Origin of the sequence: Labilithrix sp., from assembly GCA_019637155.1 — a bacterium.
Taxonomy (GTDB): Bacteria; Myxococcota_A; Polyangia; order Polyangiales; family Polyangiaceae; genus Labilithrix.
Genome location: JAHBWE010000005.1, coordinates 175,617 through 194,343, shown reverse-complemented (window position 1 = coordinate 194,343; position 18,727 = coordinate 175,617). Strand labels below are relative to the sequence as shown.

20 protein-coding genes are annotated in these 18,727 nt (G+C 71.1%); 7 read left to right on the top strand and 13 right to left on the bottom strand.

The window, feature by feature from the left end:
* Positions 1–22 precede the first annotated feature (22 nt).
* A complete protein-coding gene (locus KF837_11830) occupies positions 23–658 on the top strand; it encodes a hypothetical protein (GenBank protein MBX3227999.1) in 636 nt (211 codons plus the stop codon).
* Between the two features lie 4 nt (positions 659–662).
* Positions 663–1,493, top strand: coding sequence for a hypothetical protein (locus tag KF837_11825; protein MBX3227998.1), 831 nt, complete (start codon positions 663–665; stop codon positions 1,491–1,493).
* Between the two features lie 3 nt (positions 1,494–1,496).
* Here the strand turns inward: KF837_11825 and KF837_11820 are convergent, their stop codons facing one another.
* Positions 1,497–2,360, bottom strand: coding sequence for an MBL fold metallo-hydrolase (locus KF837_11820; protein ID MBX3227997.1), 864 nt, complete (start codon positions 2,358–2,360; stop codon positions 1,497–1,499).
* A gap of 35 nt (positions 2,361–2,395) precedes the next feature.
* Here KF837_11820 and obgE point away from each other — a divergent pair, with 35 nt between their 5' ends.
* Both obgE and KF837_11810 read left to right on the top strand, forming a co-directional pair.
* Complete coding sequence (obgE, locus tag KF837_11815) at positions 2,396–3,574, top strand: GTPase ObgE (protein MBX3227996.1); 1,179 nt, start codon at positions 2,396–2,398, stop codon at positions 3,572–3,574.
* A gap of 9 nt (positions 3,575–3,583) precedes the next feature.
* Positions 3,584–4,618 carry an EscU/YscU/HrcU family type III secretion system export apparatus switch protein gene (locus KF837_11810; protein ID MBX3227995.1) on the top strand — a complete coding sequence of 345 codons (1,035 nt, stop codon included), beginning with the start codon at positions 3,584–3,586 and terminating at the stop codon, positions 4,616–4,618.
* Here KF837_11810 and KF837_11805 read toward each other — a convergent pair.
* Both KF837_11805 and KF837_11800 read right to left on the bottom strand, forming a co-directional pair.
* Positions 4,615–7,332 carry a hypothetical protein gene (locus tag KF837_11805; GenBank protein MBX3227994.1) on the bottom strand — a complete coding sequence of 906 codons (2,718 nt, stop codon included), beginning with the start codon at positions 7,330–7,332 and terminating at the stop codon, positions 4,615–4,617. The two genes, KF837_11810 and KF837_11805, sit on opposite strands and share 4 nt — an antisense overlap.
* 18 nt (positions 7,333–7,350) lie before the next feature.
* Positions 7,351–8,055, bottom strand: a complete 705-nt coding sequence (locus KF837_11800) for a PspA/IM30 family protein (protein MBX3227993.1) — start codon at positions 8,053–8,055, stop codon at positions 7,351–7,353.
* Positions 8,056–8,079: 24 nt separating this feature from the next.
* On the opposite strand from KF837_11800, the gene KF837_11795 reads away from it, so the two are divergent.
* A complete protein-coding gene (locus KF837_11795; protein ID MBX3227992.1) occupies positions 8,080–8,256 on the top strand; it encodes a hypothetical protein in 177 nt (58 codons plus the stop codon).
* On the opposite strand, the gene KF837_11790 is transcribed toward KF837_11795, so the two are convergent.
* The 10 genes from KF837_11790 to KF837_11745 form a co-directional block, all read right to left on the bottom strand.
* Positions 8,240–8,821, bottom strand: coding sequence for a MarR family transcriptional regulator (locus tag KF837_11790; GenBank protein ID MBX3227991.1), 582 nt, complete (start codon positions 8,819–8,821; stop codon positions 8,240–8,242). The two genes, KF837_11795 and KF837_11790, sit on opposite strands and share 17 nt — an antisense overlap.
* A gap of 298 nt (positions 8,822–9,119) precedes the next feature.
* Complete coding sequence (gene lpdA, locus KF837_11785; protein MBX3227990.1) at positions 9,120–10,541, bottom strand: dihydrolipoyl dehydrogenase; 1,422 nt, start codon at positions 10,539–10,541, stop codon at positions 9,120–9,122.
* A gap of 13 nt (positions 10,542–10,554) precedes the next feature.
* Complete coding sequence (locus KF837_11780) at positions 10,555–11,685, bottom strand: thiamine pyrophosphate-dependent dehydrogenase E1 component subunit alpha (protein ID MBX3227989.1); 1,131 nt, start codon at positions 11,683–11,685, stop codon at positions 10,555–10,557.
* 11 nt (positions 11,686–11,696) lie between these two features.
* Entirely contained in the window at positions 11,697–11,999 is a 303-nt protein-coding gene (locus tag KF837_11775; GenBank protein ID MBX3227988.1) for a hypothetical protein, read from the bottom strand.
* Between the two features lie 156 nt (positions 12,000–12,155).
* Entirely contained in the window at positions 12,156–12,989 is an 834-nt protein-coding gene (locus KF837_11770) for a hypothetical protein (protein MBX3227987.1), read from the bottom strand.
* Positions 12,990–13,143: 154 nt separating this feature from the next.
* Positions 13,144–14,145, bottom strand: a complete 1,002-nt coding sequence (locus KF837_11765; GenBank protein ID MBX3227986.1) for a hypothetical protein — start codon at positions 14,143–14,145, stop codon at positions 13,144–13,146.
* Positions 14,142–15,176 carry a HEAT repeat domain-containing protein gene (locus KF837_11760; GenBank protein ID MBX3227985.1) on the bottom strand — a complete coding sequence of 345 codons (1,035 nt, stop codon included), beginning with the start codon at positions 15,174–15,176 and terminating at the stop codon, positions 14,142–14,144. Before KF837_11760 ends, KF837_11765 begins: the two co-directional genes overlap by 4 nt.
* 9 nt (positions 15,177–15,185) lie before the next feature.
* Positions 15,186–15,983 (bottom strand): ABC transporter permease, encoded by a 798-nt coding sequence (locus tag KF837_11755; protein MBX3227984.1) that lies wholly within the window; start codon positions 15,981–15,983, stop codon positions 15,186–15,188.
* Entirely contained in the window at positions 15,980–16,918 is a 939-nt protein-coding gene (locus tag KF837_11750) for an ABC transporter permease (protein ID MBX3227983.1), read from the bottom strand. The genes KF837_11755 and KF837_11750 overlap by 4 nt, the downstream gene beginning before the upstream one ends.
* Positions 16,919–16,922: 4 nt before the next feature.
* On the bottom strand, positions 16,923–17,516 hold the full coding sequence (locus tag KF837_11745) for a hypothetical protein (GenBank protein ID MBX3227982.1): 594 nt from the start codon (positions 17,514–17,516) through the stop codon (positions 16,923–16,925).
* 67 nt (positions 17,517–17,583) lie between these two features.
* Between KF837_11745 and KF837_11740 the strand changes: the two genes are divergently transcribed.
* Both KF837_11740 and KF837_11735 read left to right on the top strand, forming a co-directional pair.
* Positions 17,584–17,889 carry a YfhL family 4Fe-4S dicluster ferredoxin gene (locus tag KF837_11740; GenBank protein MBX3227981.1) on the top strand — a complete coding sequence of 102 codons (306 nt, stop codon included), beginning with the start codon at positions 17,584–17,586 and terminating at the stop codon, positions 17,887–17,889.
* 19 nt (positions 17,890–17,908) lie between these two features.
* Positions 17,909–18,724, top strand: a complete 816-nt coding sequence (locus KF837_11735; GenBank protein MBX3227980.1) for a hypothetical protein — start codon at positions 17,909–17,911, stop codon at positions 18,722–18,724.
* The last annotated feature ends 3 nt before the right edge of the window (positions 18,725–18,727 follow it).

The window sequence follows — 18,727 nt, the reverse complement described above, 5'->3', positions numbered from 1 at the left end:
GAGCGGGACCAAGGTCGCGACGATGTCGACGAACGTCGTCACGGGGCGCGACTACTTCCTCTTCATCGACGGCGCCTCCGGCGGCAGCGGCGAGTTCAGCGCGACGGTGAAGCTCACGACCGGCTCGTTCTGCGGCGACGGCAAGGTCGACCAGGGCGAGGCCTGCGACGACGGCAACAACGTCAACGGCGACGGCTGCAACGCGAACTGCCGCGCCGTCGACGGCAACCCCGCGAGCGGCGGCAGCTGCAACGCCGGCCACCCGCTCGAGATCTGGAAGGGCCAGACCGTGACGGGCACGGGCTCCACCGCAGACTACGGCAACAGCCTCGCGACGCCGTCGCAGGCGTGCGAGCTCACCGGGACCAACACCTACAACGATCACATCTACAAGGTCACGCCGCGCGCGAGCGGCACGCTCACGGTCACGCTGACGGCACCGCCCGCCCCCGCACAGCTCAAGAACCTCATGCTCTCGGCGCACGATACCTGCTCCGCGAACGCGCCAGCGACGAAGTGCGCGAACGACAGGTCCGCGGGGGGAGACGAGACGATGACGCTCGCGGTGACGAGCGGGAAGACCGTCTTCATCGCGGTCGACGGCGGCGGGATCTCCGACAACAAGGGCGACTACACGATCACCTTCAAGCTGCCGTAGCTCGATGCGCTTCGCTTCCCTGCTCCTCGCGCTCACCGGCATCGTCGTCGCTTGCTCGTCGTCGAACGGCGCGAAGCCGAAGACGCTGTGCACGCCGAACAAGGCGTCGTACTGCCGCTGCCAGGATCGCGAGCAAGGCGAGAAGGTCTGCGCTGCCGACGGCAACAGCTACGGGCCGTGCATCCCCTGCGAGACGTTCGACAACCCGGAGATCCCGTACGACCCGAGCGATCCGGACTATCCCCCGTTCGGCGACGACGACGACTTCGACGGCGGGTTCGAGCAGCCGGACGACGACGGCGGCGGCGGCGCCGCGCGCTGCGGCGACGGCAAGGTGCAGAGCGGCGAGGACTGCGACGACGGCAACGACGTCGACGACGACGGCTGCAACGGCGACTGCAAGCTCGCCGGCGCGACGGCGCAAGCAACCGCTTCATGCCCGGGCCTCGCCGTGCACGTCTGGGGCGGCGCTCACCGGCCGACCTTGACGAGCACGACCAACGGCGGCGGCAACCACACCTCGAAGACGGAGTGCAGCGCGGCGGGGAGCACCGCGACGCGCGGCGGCGCGACGAACGACCGGACGTTCAAGATCACCGCGCACAAGAAGGGCACGTTGCGCGTGGCCGTCACCGCGACCAACTACGACGCCTACGTCTACGCCGGCGACACGTGCGCCGACGACGTCGTGCAGAAGGCGTGCGCCAACGCGAAGACCGGCGCCGGCGACGAGACGTTGCAGTTCGCGGTCGAGGACGGGACGAGCCACACCGTCATCGTCGACGGCAAGACGGGGTCCGCCGGCAACTTCAAGGTCACCTTCAGCATCGAGTAGCCGCTAGGCCGGCAGCGGGCCCGAGCGATCGCGCTCGGTCTCGGCGAGGGCGCGGTACTCGTGCGGATCGTGCGCAGAGAACACGCGGACCTTCCGCCCGTGCTCGCGATGGAGCTCCCGCACGCGCTTCGCGTTCGCGATGCGCTTCGTGTCGTCGATCGCGACCGTCTCCTGGAAGCGGCGGAGCACGGGCGGACAGCAGTCGGGGTCCTCCTTCTCGAGGTGGAAGAAATACGCGTCGCCGCAGTGGAGCAGCCAGTCGGGGCCCACCGGATCGTCGGCGCGCACCGCCACCGCCGAGTGGCCGCGGCTGTGGCCCGGGAGCGGGACGAGCAACACGTCCTCCGCGACGACGCGGACGCTCTCGAGCCCGAACCACTTGTCGCCGCCGGCCTCGTGCGTCTCCCACTTCGGCCCGTGCGCCCACTGAACCTGCTTGTAGCGCTCGCGCTCGAAGAAGGTCTTCGGCGAGAGCGCGGCGTCCTTCTCGCGCGCGTGCACGTGCACCTTCGCGTCGGGGAAGTCGGGGAGGCCGCCGGCGTGATCGACGTCGAGGTGCGTGCACACGATGTGACGGACGTCGCTCCGCTTGAAGCCGAGCCGCTCGACTTGCCGCGCGGCGGTGTGCTCTTCGCGGAGCTGCGGCCGCGCGAGCTGCACGAAGCCGAGGCCGAGCCGGCGGATCGGCCTTCGCACGTCGTCGAGGCCCATGCCGGTGTCGACGAGGACGAGCCCGTCGTTCGGCGTCTCGACGAGGAGGGAGTGGATGATGAGCTCTCCGTGGGAGAGCATGCCGCCCTGCCCGCCGGAGACGAAGCGCCCGCCGAAGGGACACATCGTGCAGAGGTTCAGATGATGGATCTTCATCGCCGGTCTTCGTCGTTCCGTAGTATCTCGATCGCGTGAAGTTCGTCGACTCTTGCGAAGTAGACGTCATTGCGGGCAAGGGCGGCAACGGCGCGATCGCGTTCCGGCGCGAGAAGTTCGTCCCCTTCGGGGGGCCCTCCGGCGGCGACGGCGGGCGCGGCGCCGACGTCGTCTTCGTCGCGGACGAGGGGCTCTCGACGCTGCTCGATCTCACCTACGCGCGCGCGATCCGGGCGCCGAACGGCGAGCAAGGTCACGGCAAGGACATGTACGGCCGCGGCGGCGAGGACTACGTCGTGCGCGTCCCGCTCGGCACGCAGGTCTACGATCGCGAGACCGGGGCGCTCCTCTTCGACATCCACGAGCCGAACGCGCGCGTCGTCGTCGCGAAGGGCGGTCGCGGCGGCCGCGGGAACATCCACTTCGCGACGCCGTACGATCGCGCCCCCCGCCGCGCGGAGCCGGGCGAAGCGGGCGAGGAGCGGAAGCTCCGCCTCGAGCTGAAGGTCATGGCCGACGTGGGCCTCCTCGGCTTCCCGAACGTCGGCAAGAGCACGTTCATCCGCGCGGTGTCGCGCGCGCAGCCCAAGGTCGCGGACTACCCGTTCACGACGCTCACGCCGCACCTCGGCGTCGTCCGCATCGGCGACGAGGCCTCGATGGTCGTCGCCGACATCCCCGGCCTCATCCCCGGCGCGGCCGAGGGCGCGGGCCTCGGGCATCGGTTCCTCAAGCACGTCGAGCGGACGCGCGCGCTGCTTCACCTCGTGACGCTCGACTTCGGCGAGGGGCGCGACCCGCTCGCCGACTACGACGCCCTGATGAAGGAGCTCGCCCGCTTCGATCCGGAGCTCGCGAAGCGGCCGCAGGTCGTCGCGCTCTCGAAGGCGGACCTCCCGGAGGTGCGCGAGGCGTACGACCTCGTCAAGAAGCGCTTCGCGAAGCGAAAGATCGATCTCCGCCTCGTCTCCGCCGCCACCGGCGAGGGCGTCCGCGAGCTCTCGATCGCGCTCTACCGCCTCGTCACCGGCCACGGCGTCGAAGACTGGGACACCCCTTCCCCGCGTCCGTCCTCCGCACCACGTCCGAAGGCGGCGGCCGCAAAGAAGAAGACGAAGGCCTCTGCAACGAAGAAGACCGCCTCGTCGAAGAAGGTCGTTGCGTCGAAGAAGGTCGCTAAAGAGCGCGCAACCTCTCGGCGCCCGGGTCGATAATGGGCGTGCGTGAGCGACAAGACCGAAGAGCCGACGCCTAAGCGGATCCGGAAGGCGCAGGAGGAGGGCAACAGCCCGCTCAGCACCTTCGCGAGCCAGTCGGTCGCGTTCCTCTGCGCGATCGCGATCGCTCCTGCCGCCGCGGCGGCGCTGGCGGCGCGATCCGGCGACGATCTCCGCGCCGCGATCGGACAGGCGGCGGCCCTGACGCCGAGCGCGCACCTCGACACGATGAGCCTCGCCGGCGGCGTGCTCATGATGTCGGCGCCCATCCTCGGCGTCGCGGCGGTGACCGGCGCGGTGACGTCGCTCGTCCAGACCGGCGGCGTGATCGCGACGAAGAAGCTCGCGCCCGACCTCGGCAAGCTGAACCCGGTCGAAGGGTTCAAGCAGCTCTTCTCGTCGCAGCGCCTCGTCAACGTCGCGCGCGCCGCGCTCCTCGCGCTCGCGGTGGGCTACTTCGCGTACACCGCGCTCCGCGCGCACGCCGCCTCGATCGCGCACACGGTAGGCCGCGTCGACAGCGCGATCGTCGTCGCGCGCGAGATCGCGATGGACGTCGCGAAGCGCGCCGCGGTGGCCGGTCTGTTCCTCGCCGTCCTCGACGTCGTCGTCACGCGCCGCGCCTGGCGCAAGCGCCTCATGATGTCGAAGGACGAGGTGAAGCGGGAGCACAAGGAGAGCGAGGGCGACCCCGAGCAGAAGGCCGCCCGCGAGCGCGCGCATCACGAGATGCTCGCGTCGGCCACCGTCGGAAACGTGAAGAATGCAAGTGTCGTCGTCGTGAACCCCACCCACCTCGCCTGCGCCTTGAAGTACGACGGAAACGAGGACGACGCGCCGGTCGTCGTCGCGACCGGCCACGGCGATCTCGCGCGCCGCATCGTCGAGGCCGCGCATCACTACGGCGTCCCCGTCCTCCGCGACGTCCCGCTCGCGCGCGCGCTCGTCGAGCTCCAGCCCGGCGACGAGATCCCGGAGGCGCTCTACGAGGCGGTCGCCGAGATCCTCCGTGAGGCGTGGGACGAGCGGCCGCCGACTTAGAGCGAGCGCTGGCGGAGACGCTCGCCGTCGGCGTCGCGTCCGGTCGACGAGTAGAGCTTCGCGAGGAACGCGAGGCACGCCTTCGCGCCGCGCTCGTCGCCGATCTGGCGCGCGCGCGCGAGCGCGTCGAGGCTCTCTAGCAGCGCTTCGTCGGGGCGGTGCGCGACGCTCAGCGCGACGCCGAGCGCGAGCGAGGTCTGGCAGCGGCGCCGATGGTCGTTCGGATCGAGCTCCTGGCGCGTGCGGCGGAGCACGCGGAGCGCGTCCCCGATGTCGCCGCGGCCGAGCCGCGCCATCGCCCCGAGGCGCTCCGCGAACGCGGGGCTCTCCCCCGACGCCCGGAGGCCGTCGACCCAGCGCTCGAGCGCCGCGTTGTCGGCGGCGAGGAGCGCCTCCTTCGCGAGCTCGCCGATGCGCGCGGCGACCTGGGACCCGCTCGACTGCGACGACGGGGGCACGGAGCCCGTCGCGTTCGGCGGGATCCCCGACGCCGTGCGCGGCTCGTCGCTCATCGTCGGCGGCTCCGTCTCCGCGACCTTGGGCTTCGGCGCGACGATGCGAGCGTGCTCGATCAGCGAGTCGGGCTCGTCCTCGGCGGGAGCGCCCTCGGGCGGCGCCGGCGCGAGCTCCGACAGCAGATCGAGCGGCGCGCGCGAGGTCGGCGGGATGCTGACCGGCCGCGGCGAAGCCGTCCCGCGAGTGTGCGGCATCGGCGGCACCGACGCGATCGCGGCGATGCGCGCGGCGGTGGGCGGTTGCTGCGAAGGCGCCGGCTGCATCGACGCCGACCTCGGCACGGGGATCGAGGCGTGCTCGGTCGACGGGAACGGCGCGCTGAAGAACGGCGGCGCGTCGGACTGCGGAACGGTCGGCGGCGGCGCCGACACCACGACCGGCGGCGGCGGCGCCGATGCGCGCTCCACCGCGCGCGAGAGGATCTCCACCGCCTGCGGCTCGCACGCGGGATCGACGCGGCGCGCGAACGCGATCAGCTGGGTGGTGCTCGCCTCGAAGTGAGCGTCCGACGTCGCGGCCGCCCCTTCGACGAGCATCTGCGCCGCGCGTGTCGTCTCTCCGCCCTGCGCAGCGTGCCACGCCGCCTCCACGCGCCCGAACGCGCCTTGCTCTTCCTCGATGACGCGCGCGATCGCGAGGTGGAGCTTCTTGCGCGCGTCGTCCTCGAGCGTGTTGAAGAGCGCCTTGTGATGCGTGCGCGCCGGGAACGAGACCCACGTCTCCGCGCGCATCTCGCCGCGCTCGTTCGGGATGCGTGTCTCGCGGATCGCGATCCAGCGGCTCTTCTCGAGCGCCTGGAGCGTCGCCGCGACGTCGATGCGGATGTTCGCGCGCTCGAGGATCTTCACGAGCATCGTCGCCTTGGCGTCGCCGCCGAGCACCGCGATGACGGAAAGGAGCGCTCGCGCCGGAGTGCTCTCCGCGTTCGCGCGGCGGCGGATCCACTTCGCGGCGCTGAGCACCTTCCCGCGTCCGGCCGCGCGCGATCGCGGCGTCGCGCGCTCTCCTTGCCAGGTGAGGTCGCCGCTCGCGATGCCGAGGGTGATGCCCTCCACGATCGCGAGCGCGTTCCCGCCGCCGAGGCGCGCCCAGCGTCCGCGCGCGAGCGGATCGAGCGCGCCGCCGGACGCCCCGACGGCGATGTCCTCCGCGCCCTCGCGCGAGAGCGCGGGGATCTCGTGCTCCGAGGCCTTCGGCAGCGCGGCGAGGACCGACGGGAGGCCGCTCGTCGCGTCGAGGCGCGCGATGATCCCGAAGGTGGGCACCGTCTTCACGGCGCGGACGCACGCCTCGAGCGTCGCCGGGTCCACCGCCTTCGCGTCGTCGATGATGAGCGCGCTGCTGGTCCCGGACTGCTTCGGCCACAGGAACGCGGCGAGGAGCTTCGCCGCGAGGACGGCCGACGTCCCCCTCCCCTTGAGCAGATCGTCGAGCGGCTGGGCGAGCTCGAGGAGGAGCGGGTGAATCGTCCCGCCGATCGAGCGCACGAACGCGCGCCGCAGCGCGCCGAGCGGCTCGAACCCCGATCCGGTCGGCGAGATGACGAGCGCGCGCGGCGCCTTCACCGCGAGCTCGTAGAGCAGTCGCGTCCCGCCCGCCCCCGGGTCCGCGCGCAGCACCGAGACCTGCCCCGGCACGAGCGGCACGTTCGGCAAGTGCGCGCCGACGAGCCGCGGCTCCCGCATCCGCGCGAGGTTCTCGGCCGCCGATCGCCTCCACGGCTGCCGGCGGTCGACGCGCCTCCCGCGCACGCGCAGCGTCCCTTCGCGCGCGATGCGGAGGCCCGACGTGACGAGCTCGCCGCTGCGGAGGGCCGGGATCGTCTGCGCGACGAGGATCTCGCCCGGGCGCGCGAGCTGCGAGAGCGCCGAAGCGGCGACGATGGGCGGCCCCCACCAGAGGACGCCGCTCGACATGAGGTCGGAGCCCTGGTCCTTCACCGGACGGATGTCGCCCTGCGCCATTCCGACCGCCCAGAGCGGCTCTTCGCCTTGGTTCTCTTCTCCGCCCGCGATCGAGGCCTCGAGGATCGAGGCGAAGTTCGCGGCGTCGAACGCGAACGTGATCTTCATGACGTCGAAGCCGACGTGAACGCCGCCGAGCTCCGAGTAACGCGCGATGAGCGAGCGCGCTCGTTCGAGGAAGGGCCTCCCGGGACCTCCCACCGCGCGAAAGCTGACGATGAGGCGGCCGTCCACGTCGCTCTCGTCCGTTCGTCAGACGCGGATTCGCTTCTTCAGCGCGGCGAGCTCGTCCTCGATCGCGTCGTCCTTCTTCGAAGATCCGCCGCCGGAGAGACCGCGCTCGAGGTCGCGGAACTTGTCTTCGAGGTCACGCTTGTCGTTCGTGCCGAGGGCGTCTTCGACCTCGCGCATCGCGAGCCCTTCCTGCTCGCGCCCCTCGATCTTTTCTTCCATCTTCCGGAAGTTGTCGAACGCGCTCGACTGGCTCCCGCGCGCCCCGAGCTCGGTCGACCCGGACCGCGCCTGGCTCGCGCGAGCGGCGATGGTCCCTTTGCGCATCTTGAGCTCATCGAGCTTCTGCTCCATGCGCTCGAGCTCTTCTTTCATCTTCAGGGCCGTGTCGCGCTGCTCGATGCGGGCCTTCTCGACCGTCTCGACCTCACCCTCGGCGCGCTTCTTTTGCCGGAGCGCCTCACGCGCGAGCGTCTCGTCCTCGCTCTTGAGCGCGAGCTCGGCGCGCTTCTCCCATTTTTCGACCTCGGCCTTCAGGTCGTCGGACTTCTTGCGCAGCTGCTTCTCGGCGGCGACGGCGGCGATGACGTCCTGCCGTCCAGCCTTGAGCTGTTCGGCCATTTCTTCGAGGTTGAGCTCGAGGAGCTTCTTGTCGTCCTCGGCCTTGTCGAGCATCGAGTTGAGATTGCTCGAAATGACCTTCCCCATCCGATCGAAGATGCCCATGGCTCCCCATGATAAGGATGGATCATGCCGACGTGCAAAGGGTGCGACGAAGAGGCCGACAAGCTCGTGTCCGTCAAGGTCGACGGCAAGTCGAAGAAGCTCTGCGAAGACTGCGCGGACCGCGCGCGCGAAAGCGCCGAGATCGCGGAGGAGAGCGAAGCGGTCGTTCAGAACATGATGGGCTTCAAGGGCCGCCGCTAGCCGCTAACCCCCCGCTCGCGGCGAGGCGTTGCAGGTCGTAGACGAACCGCCCGTCGTCGACGGCGATGCACCACGCGAGATCCTTGTCGCGCAGCTGCCGCTGTCGCCCGTACTCGATCGCCTGCTCGATGTTGAGCCACTTGGGCGACTCGTCGAACGTGTACGCGTTCTGCTCGTCGTACCCGCAGAAGGTGGACGTATCGCCGAAGTAGCGGGCCATGGCATTCACCGTCTCCCAGACCTTCTCGACGGCTTCCTTGAATGGAAGGAGCGGCGCGAGCTGACGAACGAGCGCGTCGATCGGTCGCTTGAGGAGCTGCTGGCGAAACAGGAGCTTGCAGGCCTTCCATAGCCGCTCGAGCCCGAGGGCGGTGAGCTGAACGAGCTTCATGCGACGGTCCTCGTAGTCGGGCCCGCGCTCGACCCACCCGAGCTCCTCGAGCCGATGGAGCGCCTCGGAGACGGTCGCCTTGTGGAGCCCCAGCTCCTGCGCGAGCTTGCGCTGCTCCATGAAGCAGAAATTCAGCCCCCGCTCCCCGCGCTTGAGCGCCGCATGACGAACCACGAGAAGAATATCGAACCGCGCCGGCGTCATATCGGGCACGACTCGAATCAAGAACCGACAAGCCCGCACCGAAGCCCGGTGCGCACGCTTCAACTGAAACACGAGCGCGTTCATCCCCCCCGCGAAAGCACGCCGCATGCCGCCAGCAGCCCTCCGCGCGGGGAGCGGTAATCGTCTGGATCCATACGATACCCTCCCGCCGCCCGGGGGCGGCGGGGGTGGCACGGGCCAGAAATTGGCCGGCACGGGCCAGGGGAAGGGGTGGCACCCTGCCCCAGAAGTGTCTGGTGGCCTTGGGTCAGGTGTTGCGGTTGAGGATGTGGATGGCGTGGCCTAGGCCGTTCATGGCGGCTTCCATCATGCCCTCGCCTAGGGTTGGGTGCGGGTGGATGGTGAGGCCGATGTCCTCGAGGAAGGCGTGCATTTCGAGGGCGAGGGCGCCCTCGCTGATCAGGTCGCTCGCTTCGGCGCCGACGATGTGGATGCCGAGCACCTCGTTCGTCTTCTTGTTGGCGACGACCTTGAAGAAGCCGTCGGTCTCCATCACCGCCATCGCGCGGCCCAGGGCCGCGAACGGGAACTTGCCGACGCGGACCTCGATGCCCTTCTCCTTCGCCTGCGCCTCCGAGAGGCCCGCGATCGCGATCTCGGGGTCGGTGAAGATCGCCGCCGGGATCGCGACCCAGTCCTTCGCCGCCTTGTGGCCTGCGATGACCTCCGCCACGACCTCGCCTTCCTTCGTCGCCTTGTGCGCGAGCATCGGGTGGCCGCTGACGTCGCCGATCGCGTAGACGCCCGGTACGTTCGTCTGGCCGAGATGGTCCGTCGGGACGAAGCCGCGCTCCACCTTCACTCCGATCTCCTCGAGGCCCAGGCCGCCGCCGTTGGGGCGCATGCCGACCGCGACGAGGACCACGTCCGCGACCAGCGTGTCGAACTTGCCGCCGCCTAGGTCGACCTTCACGTGCAAGGAGCCGTCCGCTGCCTTCTCGTAGCCCGCGGCCTTCGCGTTCTTGAGGATCTTCGCGCCGTGCTTGACGAGCTTCTTCTCGACGACGGCCGTGCACTCGGGATCGACGCCCGGCAGAAGGCCCGCGGTCGCCTCGACCACCGTGAGCTCGCTCCCGAACTTCTGGTAGACCGAGCCGAGCTCGAGGCCGATGACGCCGCCGCCGATGACGAGCAGGCGCTTCGGGACCTCCTTCAACGAGACGGCCTCCTTCGCGCCGATGACCTGCTTGCCGTCGAACTTGAAGGTGGGGATCTCGATCGTGGAGGAGCCCGTCGCGATGACGACGGCCTTCGTCGCCTCGATCGTCTCCGTCGCGCCCTCCGCCGTCTTGACCTCCACCGTGCGGGGGCCCGTCACGCGCGCTGTGCCCATCACGAGCTCGACGCCGTTGCCCTTGAAGAGGCCACGCACGCCGCCGGTCAGCTTCTTGACGATGCCGCCCTTCCACTCCTGCATCTTCACGACGTCGACGTTCACGTTCTGCGTCGTGATGCCCATCTGCGGGCCGTGGTCCTTCACCTTCTCGTAGGTGTGCGCCGCGGAGATGAGGGCCTTCGACGGGACGCAGCCCCAGTTGAGGCAGACGCCTCCGACCTCCTCCTTCTCGACGCAGATGACCTTCTGCTTCAGCTGGCCGAGGCGGATCGCACACGGATAACCGCCGGGGCCGCCGCCAATCACAACCACATCGCAGGTACGGTTCGCCATAACGGGCCTCTTACTAATGAGTGGGGGCGGGCGGAAGCTTCATCAATAGATCGCGCTGCTCCCGCAGGTTCCAGGTGGGTTCGGCGTAGACGTCGTCGAACAGCGACGCGCGCGGCGGCGGCGGCAGGTTCTCGACCCGCGTGATGCACGCCGCGATTTCGGCGGTGAGCTCCTCGTCGAGGGCCCTCTCCGAGGCGTCGTCGATGGCGCCGAGCGCGCGCAGATGCTTCGCGAGACGATCGACCGGGTCCTTGCGCTTCCAGCTCTCGACCTCGGCGTCGGTGCGGTAGCGCGTCGGATCGTCGCTCGTGGAGTGCGCGCCGATGCGGTACGTGAGGGCTTCGATGAGGGTCGGGCCGCCGCCGGTGCGCGCGCGCTCCGCCGCCTCGCGGACCACGGCGTAGACCGCGAGCAGGTCGTTGCCGTCCACGCGCACGCCCGGCATGCCGTACGCGCGCGCCTTCACCGCGATCGTCTTCGACGCCGTCTGCTTCTCGGTCGGGACGCTGATCGACCAGTGGTTGTTCTGCACGACGATGACCGAGGGCGTCCGTAGCTTCGCCGCGAACGTCAGCGCGGCGTGGAAATCGGGCTGGCTCGTCGCGCCGTCGCCGCTGAAGCCGAAGGCCACGCCGCGCTTCTTCGCTTGCTTCATCGCCCACGCCGCGCCGACGGACTGCGGGATCTGCGGGCCGATGCAGGACGACCAGCTCACCTGATGCACCTGCTTGCCGGACGGATGGCTCGGCATCTGACGGCCCTTCAGCACGTCGCCGCTGTTGCCGAAGACCTGCGCGACGAACTGATCGAGCGGGAATCCGCGCACGAGCATCACGCTCTGCTCGCGGAGCGCCGGGAACACCCAGTCGTCCTCGGTGCAGACGAGGCCCGTCGCGATCGGGACCGCCTCCTGGCCGGTGCAAGCGCCGTAGAAGCCGACGCGTCCCTGGCGCTGCATGAGGATCATGCGCGCGTCGAGCAGGCGCAGGCGACGCATGTGGCGATAGCCGTCGAGGAGGACGCTCGTCGGGATCTTCGGGTCGCGCGCGGGATCGGCGGTGCCGTCTTCGCGGAGGACCGTGAAGAGCGCCACGTCCGGATCGGACGCGTCGATGCCTGCGTGCGGCTCCGCGATGTCCACCATCGGCGCGGACGCTACTCGATCGACGGCGCGGGCGCGACGGCGTCCAGCACGCCGCCGTCGAGGCGGAACCACGGACGCCGCCGGAGGGCCAGGCCGTCGCCCGAGTCCGGCCCGACGTCGTCGCGACGGAAGTACCGCGCGCGACCGCCGTCCTCACCGGCGCGCGCGCGCGCGCGATCGTCCGCGTTGCGATCGTTCGCGCAGCTGCCGCAGGCGGAGAGCAGCGTCAGCGCCGCGACGGCGACGAGGCGCTCAGGGCGGTGCCGGATCGTCCGGGCCTGAGTCCCACGCTTTCGGTCCGCGCCCTTCGGCATAGTCGATGATCTTGGGTTCGGAGAGACCGCCGTCCTTCAGCCTGCGACGTGCGACGATCGGTGGCTCGGGAGGCGCCGCCGGTGGCTCGTTCTTCTGCTCGCCGCACGAGCTGCAGCCGTCGGCGAACAGAAGAGCAGCGACGAGCGTGAACGATCTCAGGGCTCTCGGCCCGCGTCTTCGCCTGCGTCTTCGCCCGCGTCCTTCGGAGCTCCTGCGTCGGGCGGGTTCTTCGGGCCGTTGATGCAGAGCACCTTGATCGGGCCCTCGAACGTGTACGTCGTCCCCTTGCACGAGGACTCGTACGACGTGATGCTCGCGCCGCACGCGGTCTTGACCGCCTCCGCCGCGTCCGCGCACGCGGTCGTGAGCACCTTCTGATCGCCGCGGCAGGCGGTGAAGTCCGCCTGGGTCTTGCAGTCCTTGAGGCAGGCCTGAAGGAGGCAGGTCTGGTACTGCTGGTAGGAGCGACCGCACTCCTCCTTGCCGCTGACGACCTCGATGCAGCCGCCCCGGTTGATGTCCGAGACCGCGTCGTCCGTGATGAGGATCGGGCCCCACTCCTCCGCCGGCTGCTCCTCACTCGTCGTCGTGAAGATGCACTCCGCGCACGACTCGCTGACGGAGCTCGCCCACGTCGTCGCGGTGAAGTCGTCGTCCTGGACGTGCGCCTTGTAGTAGGCGCCGAGGTCCGTGAGCTCCTTCGCCGTGCACGTGCCCTTCGCGGCCGCCTGCTTCGACTTGACGTAGGGGAACCCCGTCTGGTCGATCGGCTCCTCGTTGAGGCACGTCTTCGTCTGCTCGTCGTCATCGTCGTCGCCGATCGGCGTGACGCTGCCCGGGTTCTTCTTGCCCCCGTCTCCCGTCGGGCCCGCGCCGCCTTCAGCGGCGATCGTGACGACCTCGGTCGAAGAGCAGCCGGCCGCGCCGGCCGTGGCGACGGCGCCCGTGAGGGCGGTGATACTCGCGAGAGCGAACAACTTCCTGGTCATCTTCGTCGCCTCCAAAACCAATCGCAGAGCGGTCGCGCATGCTACATGTGGGCGCCAAAATCGTCAACGAGTTTGCGCCCGTTAGCTTCCTAACGCGGATCTCTCGTTGCGGCGCGCAGGTGCAATGCGTGTGCCGAGACGTGGTCGGACGTCGTCAGAGGACCATGCGCACGCCGTGAGCGGCGTCGAGCGTCCCGATCTCGAGCGCCGCGGCGCGGGACGTCGCCGTGAGCGCCTCGCCGTCGGGGAAACGAACGTCGAGGCGAGCGCGCGCGAGCTTCGTGTTGAGGCAGTAGGTCATCGAGCCGTTCGGGTTCGCGTAGTGAAGGCCGACCACGTCGTCGGTCTCGGCCGCGACGTCGCAGGCGAGCTCGAGCTCCTCCGTCGTCGTGAGCTCCCAGCGGCGGAGCGAGATCGTCCCGCGGTTCTTCGAGAGCGCGCGCGGAGAAGAGAGGTCCCAGCTCTTGCCGCGCCAGCGCAGGAACGCCGCCGTCGCCATCGGCGAGAGGAGCGGACCGACGCGCACGCGCGCGCTGAACGCCTCGAGGACGAGGCCGGGCGCCGGCTGTTTGTCGATCTCCCACGCGTTGCAGTGCGTCCACGCGTAGAGCTCGGCGTTCCCGCGACCCCAGTTGTGACCGACCATCACCGGCCACTCGTCGACCGCCCAGACGTCACGATCGCCGCCGCCGCGATCGACCACGACCTCGCCGCGAGCGCGCGCGTCGGCGACCGGCGTGACGAGCTTCGAGAACGGCGGGACCGCGTCGCGATACATCCATAGCGCGGGGAGGTGGACGATGGGGTCCACGAGCGCGGGACCGAACGCGAGGTCCCAGGTGAGCGCGCCGCGGCCGCTCGCGAGGGCGCCGCGCGTACCCGCGGCGCGGACGGTGCAGCCGTCGACCTCCGCGTCGACCGCGTCCGTCGCGAAGCGCGCGGACTCGAAGGGGACGGTGGATTTGACCGCGACGTGGCCGCGATGACGATCGAACGCGATCGCCCACGCCTCCGCGACGGGCGGGAGGTCCTTCCGCGCGAACACCGTGCAGCGCGTCCAGAGCGCGCGCGTGCCGTCGGGCGCGTTCGCCTTCGAGAACCAGCTCTCGACCGCGCCGCCGCGAAGGCCGAGGAGCTCGGGCGGGAGCGCGATCACGCGAGCTTCTCGAGCGCTTCGCGCACGAGCTCCGGGTCGGCGATCGCCGCGGTGAGACGCTCGATCTTCGACTTCGCGGCCGCGAGGCGCGCGCGGCCGGCGGAGACGACCGCGCCCTCGACGACCTCGCGCTTCGACGAGTCGAGATCGGCGAGGATCTCCTTCGTCGCGCGGTCGTGCCCCATCCGCGCGAGCGCGATGCGCGCGTGGAAGGGGCACGTGTCGCGGACGAAGCGGAGCGCGCCCCAGGTGCGGCGTTCGAGGTGGCCGACGAGGTCCTCCATGCCGAGCTCGCCGGCGAGCTCCACCGCGGCGCGCTCGTCCTCCTTCTCCGCCGCGCGCCCGCCGATCTTGTCGCCGCGCACCGCGCGCGCGACGAGGGCGTGACCGCGCTCGTCGCCCGCCTTCGCGAGGAGGATCGCGGCGACGAGGGCCACTTGCGGCGACGACTCCGCCGCGTCGGCGAGGCCGCGCGCGCGCGTGAGGAGGCGGTCCTCCGGACGGTTGCCCGCGTCGAGGCGCTCCTCCGCGACGCGGAGCGCGATGTGCGCGATCGCGACGTCGGTGTCGCCGCTCGCCTCGAAGATCGCGTCGTCGACCTCGGACTTCGCGCCCGACTCGTCGCCCACCCGCGCGAACGCGATGACCGACTGATAACGGACCTCCGGTCGCGCGTCCTTGAGCGCGCGGCGAAGACGCGGGAGCGCGCGGGCGTCGGCGATCTCGCCGAGCGCGTTGATCGCCATCTGCCGGACGTGGGGCGAGTCGTCCTCCATGACGAGGAGGAGCGACGTCACCGACTCGGTCGCGTCGAGATCGCCGAGCGCGACGGCGGCGGCGGCGCGGACCATGGGTTGCTCGTCCTCGAGGCGCTTCGAGACGAGCGGCACGGCGCGGGCGCGCACGCTCTCGTCGCCGCGCGCGTGACGGACGAGGTCCTCGATCGCCGCGGCGCGCGTCTCGGGCTTCTTCGAGTCGAGGTCGCGCACGCTCGCCTCGAGATTCCGGGGGAGGAGCGGCGGACCGAGCATCGCCCTTCCTTAGTGCTGCCGGCGCGCCACCGCAAAGGCCGGATCGAAGACGCGCCCCGCCGCCATCAGGCTCACGCTCGTGACGAAGACCGCCGCCGCGCCGACGAGGAGGACGTGCGGGGCGCGGAGCATGGCCGAGACGCCTTGATCGAGGACGACGCCGAGCGAGACGCCGTCGCGCGCACCGAAGCCGACGAACGACAGCGCCGCCTCGCTCACCACGACCGCGGCCGCGGTCCCGCCGAGCTGGACCGCGACGACGCCGAGCAGGTTCGGGACGAGGTGGCGCGCGATGACCCGCGCCGGCGTGACGCCCAGCGCGCGCGCCGCCTCGACGAAGGCCTGCTCGCGAAGCACCCGCGTCTGCGCGAGCGCGAGGCGCGTGAACGGCGCCCACGCCGTGAGGACGAAGACGGCGCCGAGATGGACGCGCGACGGCGCCCGCACCGCGGAGAGGACGACGAGGGCGAGGAGGAAGGTCGGGAACGCCTGGACGAGGTCGCACGCGCGCGTGACGGCGCGCTCGAGGCGGCCGCGCGCGACGGCGGCGGACGCGCCGAGCGGGCACCCGACGAGGAAACCGGCGAGCGCGACCGCCACCGCGAGGACGACCGCGCGCAGGCTCGCGTGCGCGACGAGCGCGAGGAGGTCCACCCCGCCCTCGCCCGATCCGAGCGGCCGCTCCCACGACGGCGCCGCCCACGAGAGCTCCGGCTCGAGGTGGACCGGCGAGCGCGCGCCGAGCACGACGACGGCGGCGACGGCGAGGACGCCGAAGAGCGGGGCCGCGCGGAGGGCGCGGCTCATGCGCGCGCTCGCGGATCGACGAGGGCGTGGGCGGCGGCGGCGAGCTGCTGCGCCGCGATGAAGAGCGCGCCGGAGAGGATGACCGCCGCCTCCAGCACCGGGAGATCGCGCGACGCGTACGCCTCGAGGATGAGGGTGCCGAGGCCGCGCCGCTCGAAGAGCCGCTCGAGGACGACCGCGCCGCCGAGGAGCGCGCCGAGCTGCGTGCCGAGCACGGTGACGATCGGACCGATCGCCGCCGGCAGCGCGTGGAGCCAGAGCATGCGCGCCCAGCTCGCGCCCTTCCCTCGTGCGGCGACGAGGAACTGCGCGCGGCCGAGGTCGTCGAGCGAGGCGCGCGAGACGCGGGCGACGTGGGCCGCGAGCGGCAACGCGAGGAGCGCGCTCGCGAAGAAGAGGCCCGCGACGCCGGCGTCGGGATCGCCCGGCAGCGGCACGACGCGGAGGCGAGCGGCGAGCGCGAACGTGAGGACCGGCGCGAACGCGAGGAGCGGCGTCGCCGCGAGCGCGGTGGCGGCGCGATCGATCCAGCGGCGGCGGAGCCCGAGCCAGGGGCCCGCGCCGAGGACCGCGGCGGAGATCCCGAGCACCGCGCCGAGCAGCACCGCGAGCCCGGCGAGAGAGGCCGTAGGGCCCGCCGCGTCGAGCACGCGGAGGGCCGCGCTCGAGCCCGGACGGCGGATCGACTCGCCGAGATCGAGGGTGAGGAGACCGCGCAAGAAGCGTGCATATTGCATCCACATCGGCTCGTCGAGGTGGAGCTTCGCGCGGAGCGCGGCGCGCTCGGCCGCGCTCGACTCGTCGCCGAGGACGAGCGCGGCCGGATCGCCCGGGAGGAGGCGCAGCGCGAGGAAGACGAGCGTCGCGAGGACGACGATGACCGCGAGCGCCTCGGCGGCGCGACCGAGGGCGACCCTGACGAGCCGCGCCGGCATCGGCTCAGCCGCCGTCAGCCGGGTCGAAGAGCGGCGGCAACGTGATGCTCCCCGCCTCGACGATCGCCGGCGCGGACGCCTCGATCGGCGCGGCCGCGTCGGCGGGAGCCGGACCGCAGACCTCCGGGAGACTGGCGGGCTCGACGCTCCGGCCGCCGTCGAGGTCCTCGCGCGGGACCGGGAGGCAGCCGCGACGGTCCTGGTTGCCGTCGAGGATGATCGCGTTCCAGGGATACGTCCGCGGGTCGGCGCAGAGGTACCCGCCGCGGCAGTCCGCGTCCGACTCGCAGGTCTTCATGCAGAAGGAGCGCGCGACGCGTGAGCCGTACTGCCCGGCGCGATCGTCGTACGAGCAGCCCGCGACCGCGCTGCCGAAGAGCACACACGCGGCCTCGTTGAAGCAGTCGTTGCCGCGACAGTTGAGCTGCGTGCAGTAACCGCCGGGCTGGGACGTGTCGCAGAGGCGATCGCCCTGCACCGAGCAGTCGGTGGAGACGATGCACTTGTCGCCGATCTCGGGCGTACACGCGCCCCCGGCCGCGACGAGGGCCCCGACGCACGCGAAGACCGCGAGCCAAATGCGCCTAAAAACAAGCAAGCGGCGGAATCTTTAGACCTGTTTGCCGTTTGACTTCAAGCGGCTCGAACCCTAAAGAAGCACGCTCATGGCGACCCATATCACCGCAGACTGCATCAACTGCGGCGCTTGCGAGCCCGAGTGCCCGAACGAGGCCATCAGCGAGGGCGACGAGATTTACGTCATCGACCCGGAGCTCTGCACCGAGTGTGTGGGTTTCTACGATCACGAGGCGTGTCAGGCGGTGTGCCCGGTCGAGTGTTGCCTCCCGGATCCGAACCACGCCGAAGACGAGCCGGCGCTCATCGCGCGCGCGCTGGAGCTCCACCCGGACGACACCGAGCTCAAGGGGCGCGCCGACAGCAACAACTACCCCTCGCGGTTCCGCAAGTAACCCGCGCGGCCGCGACCGCATGCGGCTTCGCCTCTTCGCGCTCTCGCTCGCGTGCCTCTCCGCCGGTTGCGGCGGAGGCTCGCCGCTCCTCCATCCCGCGCGGACGCTGAGCACGGGCGACGTGCGCGCCGCCGGCGGGCTCTCCGCGAACATCGTCCCCGGCTCGCTCGCGAACGACCTCGCGCAGGCCCGCGCGATCGCGGCGGCCGATCCGAGCACGCCGGGCGCGCCGGGCTCGAACCCCGACTACGCGAAGGGCGCGCTCGTCGCCGCGGCGATCGCGCCGGGCCTCGCGCCGTACGCCGGAGCGCGCGTCGGGATCGGCGCCCGCTACGAGGCGGGCCTCGCGTACACGGGGCGCGCGGTCCGCGTCGACGTCCGTCGCGCCTTCGGCGACGGACCGTGGACCTTCTCCGCCGGCGCGGGCGGATCGGCCGCGCTGTATGGGCGGCAGCAAGGGACCGAGCTGCCGAACGTCGCGATCGGCGCGATGCGCGGCTACGGCTTCGACGTGCCGCTCCTCGCGGGATGGGAGAGCGCAGGCGGGATCTACAAAGCGTGGTTCGGCGCGCGCGGCGGCTTCGAGCGCATCGCGATCGAAGAGCTCACGAGCGAGCCGAAGAGCGTGACGATCGGGACGCCGCCGATCGATCTGCGAGCGAGCCGCTTCTACGGCGGCGGCGTCGTCGGCATCGCGACCGGCTTCCATCACGTGCACGTCGCGCTCGAGGCGAGCGTCGCGTACCAGGTCGTGAACGGCAGCTACAACGCGACGTCGGCGACGGTGCACGGAATCACGATCGCGCCGGCGACCGCGCTGTGGTGGTCGTTCTGACGC